The sequence below is a fragment of the Peribacillus sp. YIM B13481 genome (assembly GCF_042787985.1).
GTDB classification, from domain to species: domain Bacteria; phylum Bacillota; class Bacilli; order Bacillales; family DSM-1321; genus Peribacillus; species Peribacillus simplex_A.
Genome location: NZ_JBHZPE010000070.1, coordinates 1 through 14,959 on the forward strand (window position 1 = coordinate 1; position 14,959 = coordinate 14,959).

Here is a 14,959-nt window from a genome sequence, read left to right on the forward strand (position 1 = left end):
CGTCTTTCAAAACAACACAAGCAATCGGTCGTTCCTGCCATTTTTCGTGAGGCACTGCAATCACCGCCGCCTCAAAGGGTCCTTCATTGGCCATTAATGCATTCTCTATATCAACGGAAGAAATCCACTCACCGCCGCTTTTAATCAAGTCTTTAGTCCTGTCGACGATTTTCACGAATCCTTCTTCATCAATCGTGACAACATCCCCGGTATAAAGCCAGCCATCTTTAAATGTATCCTCTGACCGCTCATCCTTAAAATATTCATTCGCAATCCATGGACCTCTAATTAGTAATTCGCCCATTTCTTTTCCATCAGGTTTTACTTCGCCGTCCTGGCCGATCACTTTAATTTCAATCATTGGCGAGACAAGGCCCTGCTTGGCCTTCAACTCATATAGTTCTTCTTCAGGGAGGTCTTCCTGGTAGCTTTTTGGTTTGGAAACAAAAACGAGCGGGCTTGTTTCAGTCATTCCATAGGCATGCAGGAATGGAATCCCGTACTTTTGTTCAAAGGTTTTAATCATGCTTTTTGGGGCAGCCGACCCTCCGCATAAAACTGCGCGAATGCTGCTCATATCATAGCTACCTTCTTCCAGCTCCTTCAATAGGCCCAGCCATATCGTCGGAACCCCTGCTGCAATTGTAACCTTCTCCGTTTCTATAAGCTCTGCCAAAATTTTTGGGGTGAAGTAGGGTCCAGGCAAAACCATCTTAGTGCCAAACCAAACACTGGCAAAAGGCATGCCCCAAGCATTCACGTGAAACATGGGCACGACTGCAAGGGCCACATCCCGTTCGCTTATTGCTGTAGAATCAGCAAGTCCCAGTGCAATCGCATGCAACAAAATCCCGCGATGTGAATAAACCACACCTTTTGGATTCCCGGTCGTGGCGGAGGTATAACATATGCCGGCAGGAGCATTTTCATCCAAAGCTTGAATGAAGGGCTGTTTTGGATTCCCTTCGGCTAATAACTTTTCATAATGATAAATTGGTGAAAGTGTCGTTTCAGGCAGCTCATCTTTATCGGTCATTAAGATATATCCTTCCACGGTCGTTAACTCATCTTTAATCGCTTCTAACAGGGGGATGACATCCGGATCTATCAGTAATAATCGATCTTCCGCACTATTGATGATATAAGAAACATGTTGAGGAGAAAGACGCATATTAATTGTATGTAGGACAGCGCCATGACAAGGAATCGCAAAATAAGCTTCTAAATGCCGATGATGGTTCCAGGCAAGTGTTCCAACACGGTCACCTGTTTTAATACCGAATTTTTCAAGGTTACTAGCTAGCCTTCTTGTACGCGCAGCAATTTCAGCATACGTAAAAGTGTGAATTCCACCATCCGTACGCGAAACTACCTCTTTCTTCGGAAAATATTTTTCAGCTCTCTCAATGATTTGAGTCATGATTAATGGAGTATCCATCATTCCAATCTCCCCCTTGTATTGAAAACGTATTCATTATATATTCGACCAGAAAAAAAATAATCCTTTATCCCTAGGTGCTTTTTACTTTTAAGACCATACTTTTTCGCTATAGCAGATTGGCTACCCTCATTATTTAAATAACTTTGGTCAACCTGAATCTTGAATTCCTCTGAATAAGTTTGAAAATTACCCCCTTTTTTTTAGCCATAATAAAATTCCCTCCAAGAAATTGTGTAACATCCATGTTTTTTCATGGACTTTTTACACTGTCTACTTTAAGGGGATAATATCAACCAGATCCTTTTTTAAAAATATTCTAATCGTTCAGCTGCAGTTCTAAGAATGTCGGAATTGTAGGTCAACGGCCCGTTTTTAAGTTAAAGACAAAGATTAGCGAGGCAACGACCTATTTTTTATGTTTCTTTCCAGAAAAAGAGGTAATAGTAAAGATACAATTATATTTAAAAGGGAGCTCATTTATGGTAAACAAGATAAACGAAGAACTTGAGGCATATTGTGCGAGCGAATATTCAAAGCTATCACGGGTGATCGTATGTGAACCTCGTTATATGGAAATCCGTGAAATCATTAACGAAACGCAAAAAGAGTTTATAGAAAAAAATATCGATAAGGAACTTGCCAGGGAGCAGCACGCCCAATTTATTAAGGCACTTGAACATGAAGGGATTGAAGTCATCAAACTTCCGCCTAAATATACATATCCAGAACAGGTATTTACGAGAGATATCGGTTTCACTCTTGGCAATACCGTTTACGTAGCCGAGATGGCTACAGGTATCAGGCAGGGTGAGGAACTATTATTGAAATCCTGGCTCGAAACGAATGGTATCCCATTTTTCAACCTCCGCGAAAACCATATAGAGGGAGGGGATGTCATTATCGACGGAAAAACCATCTATATTGGAGTCAGTGATAGAACGAATGAAACATCTATTAAGCATCTCCAAACCATATTACCGGAATACGAAATCATTGCGGTGCCTTTCATTGAAAAATTCCTTCATTTAGACTGCGTTTTCAATATCATATCACCAACAGAGGCGCTTATTTTTCCAGAGTCCTTTACAAAAAAAGAGTTGGATTTATTAGCTTCACGTTATGACATAATTGAGGTGACTATAAAAGAACAATTCACATTAGGGACCAATGTGCTTTCCATTGGGAATAAAAAATTATTCAGCCTCCCATGTAATAAAAAGGTAAATAGTCACCTTCGTGAACGCGGATACGAAGTCATAGAAGTTGATATAAGCGAAATCATCAAGTCCGGTGGCTCTTTCCGTTGTTGCACCATGCCATTATTAAGGACAACGAATAAGAAGATTGATCCAGCCTGAGAATAATGAAAAGATTTTACCGGACTTGCCCTTTTGAAGCCCGGTTTAATTCAACTTTTTCAAACATTATTGTTGATTTTTGTACAAACAAATGAGACCGCTTGAGTGGTCTCTTTATTTTTATGGAGCTCCCGCATCTGTTTGAGGAACAAGGAATAATTAAGGGTTTAGTTCTTTTTTTAAAGCCTTGATTCCATCAAGTAAACTTTTAAAATTTTCATCATTATTCAACTTATTTCTTGCATGGAGCAAAACCGGTCTAACAGATTCCACCGAACGTCCAAAATCGTACATCCATTCATATCGAGGAACCATCCAAGTATGAAAGTGGTGGGGAGTATCCTCATTGTAAAAATAATAAACATGTTCTATCCCTAGTACCTCCCTTTGAGCTTTTCTAATCTTGGATAATATGTTTATGTAATCAACCTTCTCCAAGTCATATAATTCATCAAAGCACTTAATATGGCGTTTGGATGCTAAAATAACTAAACCTACAATGGGATATGCAACGTCTTGGTGAGCATGAAAATACTCGGTTTCGACTATTGCACCACCATCCGCTTCTATTTCCCCACTCGTTAAAGCACAGCTTAAACATTCGATTTCAATCGTTTTTCCATTAAACAAAGTCATTTTCCTCATAAATCCCTCCAAAAGAGTACTTAACTAACTGATTTTCGTTAATGTACATAGATTTCTATAATGTTTTTGAAATGACAGGACTTGGATATCCACTTTCTTTTAATTAGTGCAACAGTCTTAAAAGCGTTTCAGAATCCTTTCTATTTAACTGTACAAACTGGCTATGTTTATCCCGCGTCAATTCCACACTATTTTCTTCGGAATTAACCCAAACATAATACACGGGTATCTTCCCTTCATCTTTATCATCATTAAAATAAAAGATATAGTCCGCCTTAGGATGACCTTTCTCCAACTCGTATTTGTCCCAGTCAGCATTCTTAATTATCTCTTTTGTTTTTTCTGTTCTTTCAATCTCTATCTTTTCTTTATATGCTTCGAATTTGTAGTTTTTACCTTCATATTTTTGAATGGAAATATGTTCTTGCTTTGTTGTACAACCTGCGGTAAATGTTATTGATAATAGGCTAAGTGCAAGCAGGAATGGTTTCCTTTTCATTACATGTCATCTCCTCATACCTAGGTGGATTATTTATCCAATATATTTCATTATACTAGTCCACTCAAAAGAGTAATAGGAATGTTTATCGTTTTAAGCAGTAAAAAAAACCTCAAGTTTTTTACTTGTCAGTTCATGCCCCCGGTATCCCTTGGGCTATAGCCTGCGTTCAACCAAACCCAACCGAAAACCATGCTTATCACACCTGTCAATCGGATGAGTGAACGATTGACTTTTTTGGAAAAAGAAATTTTGACAAAGGGGATGCTTAAAATCGTCGTGAACAGAAGCTTGCCTAAACAGAGACCCACACCCACACCAGTATGATAATGTAAATGGTACCCTGCCAGGCTGCTTAACGAGGAAAGCATTTCATCGAGATCTGTAATGATTTTCCCATCCACTTCATGTTTCAATAATAATGAGCCCAGATGACTATATCCTTCCAATAAGAGTACAGAGTCCTTCTCATCTGAAGGATTCGAAAAGCAAGTGATCCATTATCAGCCTTTTACCATCAAAATCAGCTCAGTTTCCTGCATTGCCTGCTCAACCATCGTTTTGTATACCTTTTTCGCCGACTGTGTCGTCAACATCATTGTGGCCCCTTCTTCCAAACCTTTTGAAAAGACATGTCTAAAGTTTGATAATATTGAAATATCCTTGCTATAATTTCAAGAGATAGTCTTTATTAAAAAGAGATTGAAAGGGGAATGTAAAATGAATTATGTAAAAAATCAGCTAACGGTTATGCGCGGCAGTCTTTTAAAAGAAATCGAGGGAATCAAACCAGAGTTCATGGATGTGCAGCCTGAAGGTTTTAATAATACAATCCATTGGCATCTTGGACATGTCCTTACTGCAGCCGAAAATTTTTTATTGAAATCCAACAGTGAATTGCCAGCGAATTACAGCCAGCTATTTGGATATGGCTCGAAACCCTCCGACTGGACCGGGGATGTACCTTCCGTTGAAGTTTTAAAGCAACAGCTGCAAGAACAACTTGGCCGACTTCTTGAAATTCCTGAAGAACGATTGACAGAGAAAACAGCAAAGCCTTTCAACGGAATGGAAACAGTGGGGGAATTCATTAATTTCGTAGTCTTGCACGAAGCCAATCACATTGGACAAATTCATGCAATGAAACTCTTCATTCAATCTACTAACTGATTAAGCCACAGGCTGTCACTCTGAAAATGGGTGACAGTTTTTTTTATGAACAAGGATTTGATTTCATGCATAATAGGAGTTACATATATGAACCCATTAAAGTAACGCTTCTAATTTATTAGAGGGGATTTTTTTGAAATGACCATTGATCGCATTACCCCTGACTTCCAACCATTTAACCATAGGGTTTCAACAACAACATTAAATGGCATCTAGGTCACCCCCTGTTTGTATCGGAAAAATTCTTTCTTGACCACCCTAAAAAGTCGGCAATCTCCCTGCGTAATATGCTGATTCATTCGCTGAAGGCACTAGTCCTTCCGAATGGATAAACGCCGTTCCAGCCATTGAAGTACTGAGTCGACAATTCAAAGAATAATACGACCGCCTTCTCTCCATTCCCGAAGAACGCCTGAATGAAAAACTAGAGAAACCTTTCAAAGGTTTTATAACGTATGGCGAAATGGTCAATCTTGCGGCTATTTGACGAAAACTTTTCATATGGGTCAAATTCTGCGCTTCTGCGAAGATCGATGCTGTAGGCCAATTATCAAAAGGAGCCCCCGCTAAGGCGAGGGCTTTCATTTTTTCATTCTTTCTCCGTACACGTCTTCTCAAGTCATCTGGTCCTGGTTATCCATATAATCACTGTATGCTTTTTCTGCTGCGGCTTCCGAAGAGAACAATGCATCATCATCTTCAATAGTATGAAATGTATCGTTCAAGAACAAGGCAACTGCATTTGGATCTTTGGGATGCGGGACAATTTCCGCTGCCCTTATATTCGAAACGGTAGGAACATGGGGATTATTATAAATCACAAAAACCTCGTCGCCGACTTGAACCTCTTTCGCGTTGATTACACCCATTGAATTCTTCCTTTCCATTACTGATTTCCTTTAGTTTATGGAAAGATGCTTAGAATTATTTATGACAAATACCAGGCCTCGTAAAGCGGCATTATGTGAATGGGGCCCCTTTTATATGAAGGAGCCCGACATTCACTTAAGCATATTCATCTTCTGCAGAAAATCGATTGGATGCTGTTTCCGGAAAAATTCCCTTAGCATGTAGGCCACACCATCTTGATCATTGGAGCGCGTCACCCATTTTGCCACTTTCCTAACTTCCTCATCCGCATTGCCCATGGCAACACCCAGACCAGAACAGGCAATCATCTCCATATCATCCAATCCATCTCCAATCGAGACGATTTCCGTTCTTTTCACCTCTAAATGATCAGCTAAATACAATACACCACTCCATTTAGAAACACCCTTTGGAACAATTGTCAGCTTATGTCCTGGATGCAAGATTGCATCTACCTCAGGGAACATTTCCTTTATTAATTTCAGCATATCATTTTGATCACTTTTTTCTGAAAATATTATATCCATTTTCGTAGGGGCCATCGGCTGGTCAATGAGCTCTTCACTGATATCATCCACATAATTTTGCGCATAAATATTTTGATCATTCAGATACATAACCGTTTTGCCAAGTAAATTCTCCGGGAGGTTCACCCGATTTCCCAGCGAGTATTTTTCATGGACGAGCAAAATTTGGCACGTGGCCTTTTCAAGCATTTGTACAAGCTCTGCAGTCAGTTCTTCTGAAATTCTTTTTACCATAATGGGCTTTTCAATGGAAGCTCCGACAAAAGCTCCTTGCTGAGCAACGATCATCGGATTTATTTTTAGGGCTTTGGCCACTTTTTTTGCTGAATGATAGTTTCTTGAAGTTACAAGTGCAACATGGACACCTTTTTGGTGTACATAATCGATTGCTTCTTTAGTCGATTTATTTAAACGGCCATTCGACTGGAGCAATGTCCCGTCGATATTGACCGCAAGTAGACGATATACCATGCTGATCTCCCCCATCTGTAGTATCCTCTTTCAAATTTATGACTAAAATTTAGAGAGTAGAACAAATAGTAGTTCATGACCCTTGCATACGGTACATTCTTGGGAACAAAAAAACTCCCAACCATTATAGAAGGGAGTCTCCAACTCTTATTGCTGTTGCTCAGGCAAGCCATATAAATCTTCAAGCGGCTTCATGATAATTTTATTGAGGTCTGCGATTACCATGCTCATCCGTTGTTCAGCTTCCATCAATTGTGAGATGGTTGGGTTTTGTTGGACAAGCTGTACCGTCTTTTGTGCTTGCTCAACCTCTTCTGGAGCGATCTCCTGTCCCATCATTTGCTTTTGCTGCAATGACATCTGCAGATTGCGGAAGTTTTCAAACATTCCTTTTGTTGCTTCATCAGAATTGACAAGATCATATAAGCGTTGCAAGTCGGCATATTCATTACTTGCCCTAATCGCCTTTTCCATTTCGTACGCTGCATCATATACGTTATTCATTTATTTCCCCTCCCTGTAATCATTGTATTCCTACATCTTTTCCACTATAACAAATCCGCTTGAGAATTACACGTCATCCTATTAAAACAGTTACGAAACCTTGAAATAAACCGATGATTCCACCAAGCAAAGCCCCGAGGTATGTGATCATGGACAATTCTCTCTTAGTGATTGAAACGACCATTTCCTCAAGCCGGGACACCGAAAATGACGAAACCTGTTCTTCCACGATATCGTCCAAGTGAAGTTTTTGGAATAGCGGCTGAAAATGATTGATTAAATACTCGGCACCTTTTCCCACGAAAATCGGGACACCTTTTTCCACAATGGTGTTAGTGAAACTGGCTGTCAATTCTCGAACTGGCTTATTCATGATAGAAGAGACTGGCATCATTTCTGCCGTTTTTTCGGTAATCAATTGTCTAATCGTTTCTTTACCGATCAATTCCTCGATTTTCTCTACATCCCATTTCTCCAGATTTCCCCACTCTTTCATCATCATCCCTGACAATATATCAATCGTTCGGGATTGTTCAAAGAATTTTATGATTTCCGGCTGGATCTTATCAATTAACTTTTCGTTTCCAATGAACATCTGAATTAAATTGATCATCTTGCCCCGTTCCTTGAAGAAATCATCCAACATGTCTTCAAGACGGCCTTTGCCTTCTGCACTGTTAAAATACTCTTTTCCCTTTTTTACGATGAATCGTGACATATCAGGAATCGAGTCAAGGGCTTTTTGCTGAATCTGCGGCGGGACGATATCCTTCAAGCTTTTGTTCCGGTTCTCTTCCGACCATGTTTCATATTTACCAAGAATGAATGCTTGTAATCTCTGTTCTATCGAGAATGAAGAATTCTTCATTCCCAATTGATCAAGCAATTGAGCAGTACTTTTTTCCGTGGACAATGCTTTCTTTACTTCTGCCTGAACGAAAATTTTCATATTCTGTATAGAGGCATCATTGATGACTTTACTTTGGATGCTCTCTGCCGTGATTAAATGATCAACCACCAACTTACCCAACTGTTTCGCTAACTCATCCTGCCGCTTCGGGATCAACCCTGGTGTCAACGGCAGCTGTTTCCCGAAAATATAGATTGGTTTATAAGGTCTGAATAGCATTCGGATAGCCAATAAATTGGTGAAACCTCCTATTACAGCACCTACGACGACCATAAACAGTATCTTTATCCAAAACTCATCCAAGAAAATTTCTCCTTTTATTGCTTGAACTATGGGCTTAATGACACCTTCTGATAAAAAAAACATAGAATGTGTTATCCACTTTTGCCCATCATTTAATTATAAAAGGATATCAAACTTAGTGCAAACGGGGAATTATTATGAACCTTAACCATCAGAAAGTTTTCATTACGGTAAACCCTGCAGTGACTAGAAAGAAGGCGCTTCTGTTTATCGAAGAAAAACTATTTGAGGAATGGGGCCTTCAATTTGGAGAACCCGTTACGATCATGGCTGGATGCCGTTCCGTCCCTGTGCTTGTCCAACCATTCCCTTCATCAATGCCTACATTGAAACTTTCATTTGACATGAACCAGATTTTATCCTTACCTGCTTTTCCAGATCCAATTTCCGTCTCATTTCATAAGGAAGGAAGGTCAATCAAAATAGGCCCTTTCTTCGCTGCACTCATGAACCAGACTCCCTTGCAAGACGGGACATTCGGCGAAATGGAAAAATTTTATCAGGAAATGAAATCATACTGTAATCAACAGGGTATCCCCTTCTATTTAGTAAAACTTCAGTCGCTTAAAGATGGAGTAGTAGAAGGATATCAGACAGGGCCAGATGGCTGGCACATCTTGCCCCTCCCCATTCCTGATGTCTTTTATAACAGGATTCATTCGCGCAAACTTGAAGCATCGCATTCTTTCGAGCTGTTCAAAAATGAACTGGAGGCACTGTCGATACCGATGTTCAATGGAAGGTTCCTTTCCAAATATGATGTACATGAGCTATTGATCTCAGAAAATGATTTGCTGCCAAATTTGCCTGATACGATACCTTTTAACGAAAAGGAGCCGTTCTTGACATTTATAGAAAAGCATTCGGTAATCTACTTCAAACCGGCATCTGGCAGTCAAGGCAGGAATATTTGCAGGTTAACGCAAGTAGCTGAAAAATGGAAAATCGAGCACTCCGGACATCTCCGGGATGTACATTTTGCAGATACGGATGAAAAATTGTATAACGCCTTAAAAAGATTTTCCAGAAAACAAGCCTTCATTCTTCAAAAGGGGATTTCCCTTTTCGAAACTGATCAGAGAAAAGTTGATTTCCGCATACTGCTTCACCGGAATGATCAGCTTCAATGGAAAGTTACATCAATGGTTGCCCGGATTGGAGACCCAGGCACTATTGTTTCCAATCTTGCACAAGGCGGATTAATGAAAAACGGGCCAGATTTCCTAAGGGAAGCATTTGACCTTCATGAAGCCAGCCACATATATCAAAAGCTCGTACGGCTGGCTAAAAACGCAGCCCAGGCCTTGGTCGAAAACCATGACGATTCATTCGGCGAGCTCGGAATCGATTTAGCACTGGATACCGATACACACCCATGGATCATCGAAGTGAATTCGAAACCATCGAAAAAATTTCAAGGCAGCTATGAAATCTTTCGTCCATCAGTAAAATCCATCATAGATTTCATGCTCGTCCTTAACCGCGAAAACTATCCATAAAAGGAGTTGCTAGCACGTGTTAATAGGATTAATGGCCACGTCGGATTCACATGAAAACAATTACTTCACCGAAATAGCCAAAACCGCTAAATCATTTAATATGAAAGTTTGTAAATTCACACCGGAAAATATTGATAGGGATCTAAAAAAAGTGCGGGGCGAGCGTTTTGATGCCGAGAATGAAACATGGATTCCAACGTCCTTTGATTTACCTGATTTTGTATATGATCGCTGTTTTCATGGATTATCCCGTGAGTCAACGGAAACGCGAGATAAAATCGATTGGTTAAAAGATAACTCGAATTTCTTAGGGCTTGGACTTCCTGGTAAATGGGAAGTTTACCAAATCCTAAAAAATCATCCACTCCTACAGGCATTTTTCCCAGAGACCTTTCAAGTGACAACACCTGAAGATATTACCGATCATTTGGAACGCCTGGATAAGGTGATTATTAAACCTGAATTCGGTGCAGGCGGTACAGGTATCTATCTTCTATCAAAAACCGCAGACGGAACTTTGGTTTCCATGACGAAAAAAGGCACCAAATACGATCGCCAATTCACCTCCACATCTCAGCTGAACAAATGGCTGCATCATTTATTAAATCGATACCGTTACCTTTGCCAGCCATATTTGGATCTTTGCAACGAAAAAAACGAGCCATTCGATTTACGAATTTTACTACAAAAAAACGAGAAGAATCAATGGATGGAACGGGGCCGCGGAATTCGCACTGGACAAAAAGACGGAATTACATCAAATCTCGCCACGGGCGGGGAAGCCATTTCATTGGATACTTTCATCAAAAAAAACCCGGAAACGATTTCGATTGCTGTCGAACAAAAGATCCAGCATATCCTTCGCACCCTTCCTAGAGAAACCGAGGCCGTTTTTGAAAGGTTATTCGAGTTGGGAATTGATCTAGGTATCGATAAAAAAGGGCAAATATGGATAATGGACATCAACTCGAAACCCGGCAGGAAAATCATTCAGGCAATTCAGCCGGAGGCCATGAAAGATATTCATCGTGCACCATTTCAATATAGCCGGTATTTAGCCGATCATCTTCAGAAAGCAGGTGAATAGAAAGTGAGAAAGACTTATCCTGCCGAAATTGCCGCTATCCCTGGCAATGTTCTATTCTACCCTTCAGAGCTTGGAGATTTGGCAGAGATTGAATTAATTTATTTCGGGCGGCATTCATGTCCTGCCATCGTTAAACAAAACCCGGCCATCAATCAATCAATCGTCCTATCAGAAAGTCTTGCGGAATCGCTAATATTCGATCAGACCGATATTCCTCTTCATTTATTCATATACGGCAAGAGCATCCATATTGGTCCGCTTGTCGGAATTTTTTCTTCAGGCTTCACTGGCATTTCCAACAAACCATTGGGGGAGAGATCGGATTTTTTTGCAAAGCTCCTTTCACTGAGCCGGACAACAGGCTGTATCCCCTTTGTTTTTGGAGAAAATGTAATCAATTGGGATGAGGAGACAATCAAAGGTTATGTGTTTGAGAACGATGACTGGCACATTTGTGAATTTCCTTTTCCAAATGTCATCTATGACCGCCTCCCCAATCGTTTGACGGAAAACCGCGATGGACCAAAAGAGGTGAAGCATAAATTTCAAAAAGAATATACCATTCCATGGTATAATCCAGGTTTTTTCAATAAATGGGATGTAAATGAAAGGTTATGCGCGGATGAGCGGGCACTGCCTTATTTACCTGAAACGTATCCATTTCAATCCATATCCGTGGTGGAAACCCTTCTTTCCCATTACCGCCAAGTTTATATTAAACCAATTCACGGCAGTCTCGGACTAGGCATTCATCAAATTATTTATGATAAGCATGAAGATGTTTACTATTGCCGCTATAAAAATGAGGCAAAAGAAAATAAATTGCAAAAGTTTTCCACATTGGAAGCCATCGTTAAACATATCTTTCATGACCGACCCCTTGAGAATCTTATCGTACAGCAGGGCGTCCCATTAATTCGATCTGAAAAACGCCCTGTAGATTTCCGGGTCCATACGAACAAGGACAGTAATGGAATATGGCAGGTAACCGCGATCGCCGCAAAAATAGCCGGTGCCGGCAGCGTCACGACCCATATTAAAAGCGGGGGCGTCATCAAAACGGTTGCCGAACTGTTTGGAGATGACGATGAGGCGAAAGAAGTCGAACGAAAGCTATCGGAGGCTGCACTGGTTTTAAGTGATAGTATGGAAAGGCACTTGGACGGCATCATTGCAGAAATAGGTTTTGATTTTGGATTGGATAAAAAAGGGCAGGTTTGGATGTTTGAGGCCAATTCCAAACCAGGACGTTCTATCTTTTCCCATCCAAAGCTCAAGGATTTCGAATTGCTAACCAGAAAGCTAAGCCTTGATTATGCCATTTATCTTACGGAACAGACCATTACAAATTCAATCAGTGTACAGCGATGAACATTTTCTACGATATCCCCTCTGAAAACTGGTACCACACCGAAGAGAATGCGGAACTTTTCGCCGGAGCTGCCGTAGAGGAAATAAGCTATAAAAAGGACCATTTGAATCAACCCCTAATTCCAATCACAGTATTTCCAGGTAACCGGATGCTTGTCGTTGGAATTTTGACTGCTTCCAATCCCAAAAAGGAATCAGGCTTGGGAGGAAACTTGACCCTTTTTCGGGACCTATCATCATTTTTATTGAAGCACGGGATTCTGACCTTTGCATTCACAGGAAATGCCCTTCACTCCGAGACGTTGAGAGGGTATGTTTTTTCCTCCATTTCAAACAAGTGGATTGAGTGTAAGATGCCGCTCCCAGACATCGTCTATAACCGAATCCCCTCAAGGGGCTATGAGGCGTCAGAGGAATTCCAACGTCTTATCACTCACCTTAAAGAATATAGAATGAACTTATTCAACCCTTGTTTTCTTGATAAATATGTAATGTTCGAAGCTTTAATGGAAGATGGATCCCTCACCAATCACCTTCCACCCACCATGATTCTAAGGAACAGCGATTGCCTGGATGCTTTTCTGGAAACCCACAGGCATATATACCTTAAACCCTGCAAAGGAAGCCAAGGGAAGGGCATTTATACGATCATCAAAAATCATGATGATACGCTTTTGTTCAATAGCCTGAAGCATAGTGAATCCTTCCCTGATTTCACCTCATTCTGGGAAACGAAAAAAAAGGATTTATTAAAAAGAAGCTACCTTGCCCAACAGGCGATCAGCCCAAAAAAACTTCTTGGACATCGTTACGATTACCGGATTCTCGTCCATTATGAAAAAGGTTTTTATAAAGTGACCGGCAAAGCAGTAAGGATGTCACAAACTCAGGAAATCACTACCCACACTCCACAAGGGGGTAAGCTTTTCCCTTATCAAAACCTGCAATCAAGAAGCTTGAATCTAAAATTAGCGAATATCGCTCAAAAATGCGGAGAGATTCTTTCTAATAAAGTCGGTTTTCTCGGTGAGTTTTCCATTGATATTGGGGAAGACGAAACAGGCTCGCTCTTCATATACGAAGTGAACTCAAAGCCCATGCAGTTCGATGAAGAGGAAATTGAAGTCAACAGGCTTTTGCATTTAAAAAACCTTTTCATCGAATTAACTTTTTCCAACCTGAAAATAAAATAACACCTCCAGCTGCCGCTTTCCATTATAATGAAATGAGAGACAGCATATATGGAGGTTATACATATGATCACCCATTTTCAATGGTCACCACTGCATAAAAATTTGCCAGGATGGAAAATTTCCTTTTATTTCAACAAGCAGGCAGTTCAAGCCATATATCATAAAGATGGATCCATCGAGTGGACAGCCAACAAACCTTCTGAAACAGAAGAAACCAAACTAAAAAGCATGATACATGACTTAATGGTCTATCATGTATATGAATGAACCCTATCCCCCTTTTGATTTTGAAACCCCTGAACAGTATAAAAAACTCTCCTTTGCCTAAACTAAAGAAAAGGCTGGAGGGATTTATTTTGGATAAAGAAAAAATGACATTTTTGAAGGATACCGAATATGATGGCAAGGACTCTGTTTTCCTGGATATCGACCGTATCATCAATGAAGGAATGGCAGGCGGAAATGTGTATGAAGTAGCTAACCTTCAAAACATCGAGGAAGCACATGATTTTTATGATGAAACAGATCCCAATATCAATAAATAAACCCAGTAGGGGCTCTCTTTGGAGGGCCCTGAACCAATCGGAATACAAAGAGTGAATCACCAATTCTATAGGTCAGGTAGAAATCCGACTAAGTTTTCAATAGAGGTACATAAGGACAAAAAGAAAATACGAACTAAGCTCTTTTCCTTTAGCTATGACTAGTACACCCCTAATTCAAGGATCAAATATCCTTATATACCAAATACTGTCAATACCCCGAACATTTCCCCTCTCACTTTTTCATAACCATTTCTAGATTGTGCAAGTGCTTCTTTTTCATTTGAACTTTTTACATATATATTAATTTCCTTTGCCAGTTTTTCACGAGTTTTGATAAAATCCATAACCTGTGTTTTTAAATTATCGGTAAAGTATTCAACCATTCCAAACATCAATAGCCCTAATGTCCGTGCGATCATTTGACCGGACATTCCTTATGATTTGTTATTATTTAAAGAATAAAAAAACAACTTCCTCACGGAAGTTGTTTCAGTTTGTAGACAAAAGGGGTTCGGAATTAAAAAATTCCGAACCCCTTTTTGAGATTCCCTTTGAATTTTTGCCTG

General features: G+C 40.1%; 17 protein-coding genes. 8 read left to right on the forward strand and 9 right to left on the reverse strand.

Translation table 11 applies throughout. The features are described from left to right. The coding region (locus tag ACFX4X_RS23215; protein ID WP_377386870.1) for a long-chain fatty acid--CoA ligase at nucleotides 1-1,441 on the reverse strand (1,441 nt) is incomplete at its 3' end. A gap of 479 nt (nucleotides 1,442-1,920) precedes the next feature. Here ACFX4X_RS23215 and ACFX4X_RS23220 point away from each other — a divergent pair. Beyond that, nucleotides 1,921-2,799 (forward strand): dimethylarginine dimethylaminohydrolase family protein, encoded by an 879-nt coding sequence (locus tag ACFX4X_RS23220; RefSeq protein ID WP_284471512.1) that lies wholly within the window; start codon nucleotides 1,921-1,923, stop codon nucleotides 2,797-2,799. Between the two features lie 159 nt (nucleotides 2,800-2,958). On the opposite strand, the gene ACFX4X_RS23225 is transcribed toward ACFX4X_RS23220, so the two are convergent. The 3 genes from ACFX4X_RS23225 to ACFX4X_RS23235 all read right to left on the reverse strand — a co-directional run bounded on the left by ACFX4X_RS23225 (nucleotide 2,959) and on the right by ACFX4X_RS23235 (nucleotide 4,392). Beyond that, nucleotides 2,959-3,444: an HIT family protein gene (locus ACFX4X_RS23225; protein WP_377386873.1), complete on the reverse strand. Its 486-nt coding sequence runs from the start codon at nucleotides 3,442-3,444 to the stop codon at nucleotides 2,959-2,961. Between the two features lie 103 nt (nucleotides 3,445-3,547). Continuing rightward, nucleotides 3,548-3,943 (reverse strand): hypothetical protein, encoded by a 396-nt coding sequence (locus ACFX4X_RS23230; RefSeq protein WP_377386876.1) that lies wholly within the window; start codon nucleotides 3,941-3,943, stop codon nucleotides 3,548-3,550. A gap of 128 nt (nucleotides 3,944-4,071) precedes the next feature. Beyond that, nucleotides 4,072-4,392, reverse strand: a complete 321-nt coding sequence (locus ACFX4X_RS23235) for a hypothetical protein (protein ID WP_377386879.1) — start codon at nucleotides 4,390-4,392, stop codon at nucleotides 4,072-4,074. A 271-nt stretch (nucleotides 4,393-4,663) separates the two neighbouring features. Between ACFX4X_RS23235 and ACFX4X_RS23240 the strand changes: the two genes are divergently transcribed. After that, nucleotides 4,664-5,113: a DinB family protein gene (locus ACFX4X_RS23240; protein WP_061462001.1), complete on the forward strand. Its 450-nt coding sequence runs from the start codon at nucleotides 4,664-4,666 to the stop codon at nucleotides 5,111-5,113. Between the two features lie 614 nt (nucleotides 5,114-5,727). Here the strand turns inward: ACFX4X_RS23240 and ACFX4X_RS23245 are convergent. From ACFX4X_RS23245 to ACFX4X_RS23260, 4 genes are all read right to left on the reverse strand, one after another. Continuing rightward, nucleotides 5,728-6,000, reverse strand: coding sequence for a transcriptional regulator SplA domain-containing protein (locus tag ACFX4X_RS23245; RefSeq protein WP_311627337.1), 273 nt, complete (start codon nucleotides 5,998-6,000; stop codon nucleotides 5,728-5,730). Nucleotides 6,001-6,114: 114 nt separating this feature from the next. Beyond that, nucleotides 6,115-6,981, reverse strand: coding sequence for a Cof-type HAD-IIB family hydrolase (locus tag ACFX4X_RS23250; protein WP_061465992.1), 867 nt, complete (start codon nucleotides 6,979-6,981; stop codon nucleotides 6,115-6,117). 147 nt (nucleotides 6,982-7,128) lie between these two features. Next, nucleotides 7,129-7,485, reverse strand: coding sequence for a YlbF/YmcA family competence regulator (locus tag ACFX4X_RS23255; protein WP_061461998.1), 357 nt, complete (start codon nucleotides 7,483-7,485; stop codon nucleotides 7,129-7,131). A gap of 73 nt (nucleotides 7,486-7,558) precedes the next feature. Next, the gene (locus tag ACFX4X_RS23260) at nucleotides 7,559-8,698 is read right to left on the reverse strand and encodes a DUF445 domain-containing protein (protein WP_377386884.1); all 1,140 of its coding nucleotides are present in this window, start codon (nucleotides 8,696-8,698) and stop codon (nucleotides 7,559-7,561) included. Nucleotides 8,699-8,835: 137 nt separating this feature from the next. Between ACFX4X_RS23260 and ACFX4X_RS23265 the strand changes: the two genes are divergently transcribed. The 6 genes from ACFX4X_RS23265 (at nucleotide 8,836) to ACFX4X_RS23290 (ending at nucleotide 14,393) form a co-directional block, all read left to right on the forward strand. Continuing rightward, nucleotides 8,836-10,197 (forward strand): YheC/YheD family endospore coat-associated protein, encoded by a 1,362-nt coding sequence (locus ACFX4X_RS23265; protein ID WP_377386887.1) that lies wholly within the window; start codon nucleotides 8,836-8,838, stop codon nucleotides 10,195-10,197. Between the two features lie 16 nt (nucleotides 10,198-10,213). Beyond that, entirely contained in the window at nucleotides 10,214-11,284 is a 1,071-nt protein-coding gene (locus ACFX4X_RS23270) for a YheC/YheD family endospore coat-associated protein (RefSeq protein WP_089364922.1), read from the forward strand. Between the two features lie 3 nt (nucleotides 11,285-11,287). Further along, nucleotides 11,288-12,655, forward strand: a complete 1,368-nt coding sequence (locus ACFX4X_RS23275) for a YheC/YheD family endospore coat-associated protein (RefSeq protein ID WP_284471521.1) — start codon at nucleotides 11,288-11,290, stop codon at nucleotides 12,653-12,655. Next, the gene (locus tag ACFX4X_RS23280) at nucleotides 12,652-13,848 is read left to right on the forward strand and encodes a YheC/YheD family endospore coat-associated protein (RefSeq protein WP_377386891.1); all 1,197 of its coding nucleotides are present in this window, start codon (nucleotides 12,652-12,654) and stop codon (nucleotides 13,846-13,848) included. The genes ACFX4X_RS23275 and ACFX4X_RS23280 overlap by 4 nt, the downstream gene beginning before the upstream one ends. Before the next feature lie 63 nt (nucleotides 13,849-13,911). Next, nucleotides 13,912-14,115: a YheE family protein gene (locus ACFX4X_RS23285; protein ID WP_061461992.1), complete on the forward strand. Its 204-nt coding sequence runs from the start codon at nucleotides 13,912-13,914 to the stop codon at nucleotides 14,113-14,115. Between the two features lie 89 nt (nucleotides 14,116-14,204). After that, on the forward strand, nucleotides 14,205-14,393 hold the full coding sequence (locus tag ACFX4X_RS23290; protein ID WP_061461991.1) for a hypothetical protein: 189 nt from the start codon (nucleotides 14,205-14,207) through the stop codon (nucleotides 14,391-14,393). A 191-nt stretch (nucleotides 14,394-14,584) separates the two neighbouring features. Here ACFX4X_RS23290 and ACFX4X_RS23295 read toward each other — a convergent pair whose 3' ends face one another. Further along, on the reverse strand, nucleotides 14,585-14,812 hold the full coding sequence (locus tag ACFX4X_RS23295; RefSeq protein WP_377386894.1) for a hypothetical protein: 228 nt from the start codon (nucleotides 14,810-14,812) through the stop codon (nucleotides 14,585-14,587). Between the last annotated feature and the right edge of the window lie 147 nt (nucleotides 14,813-14,959).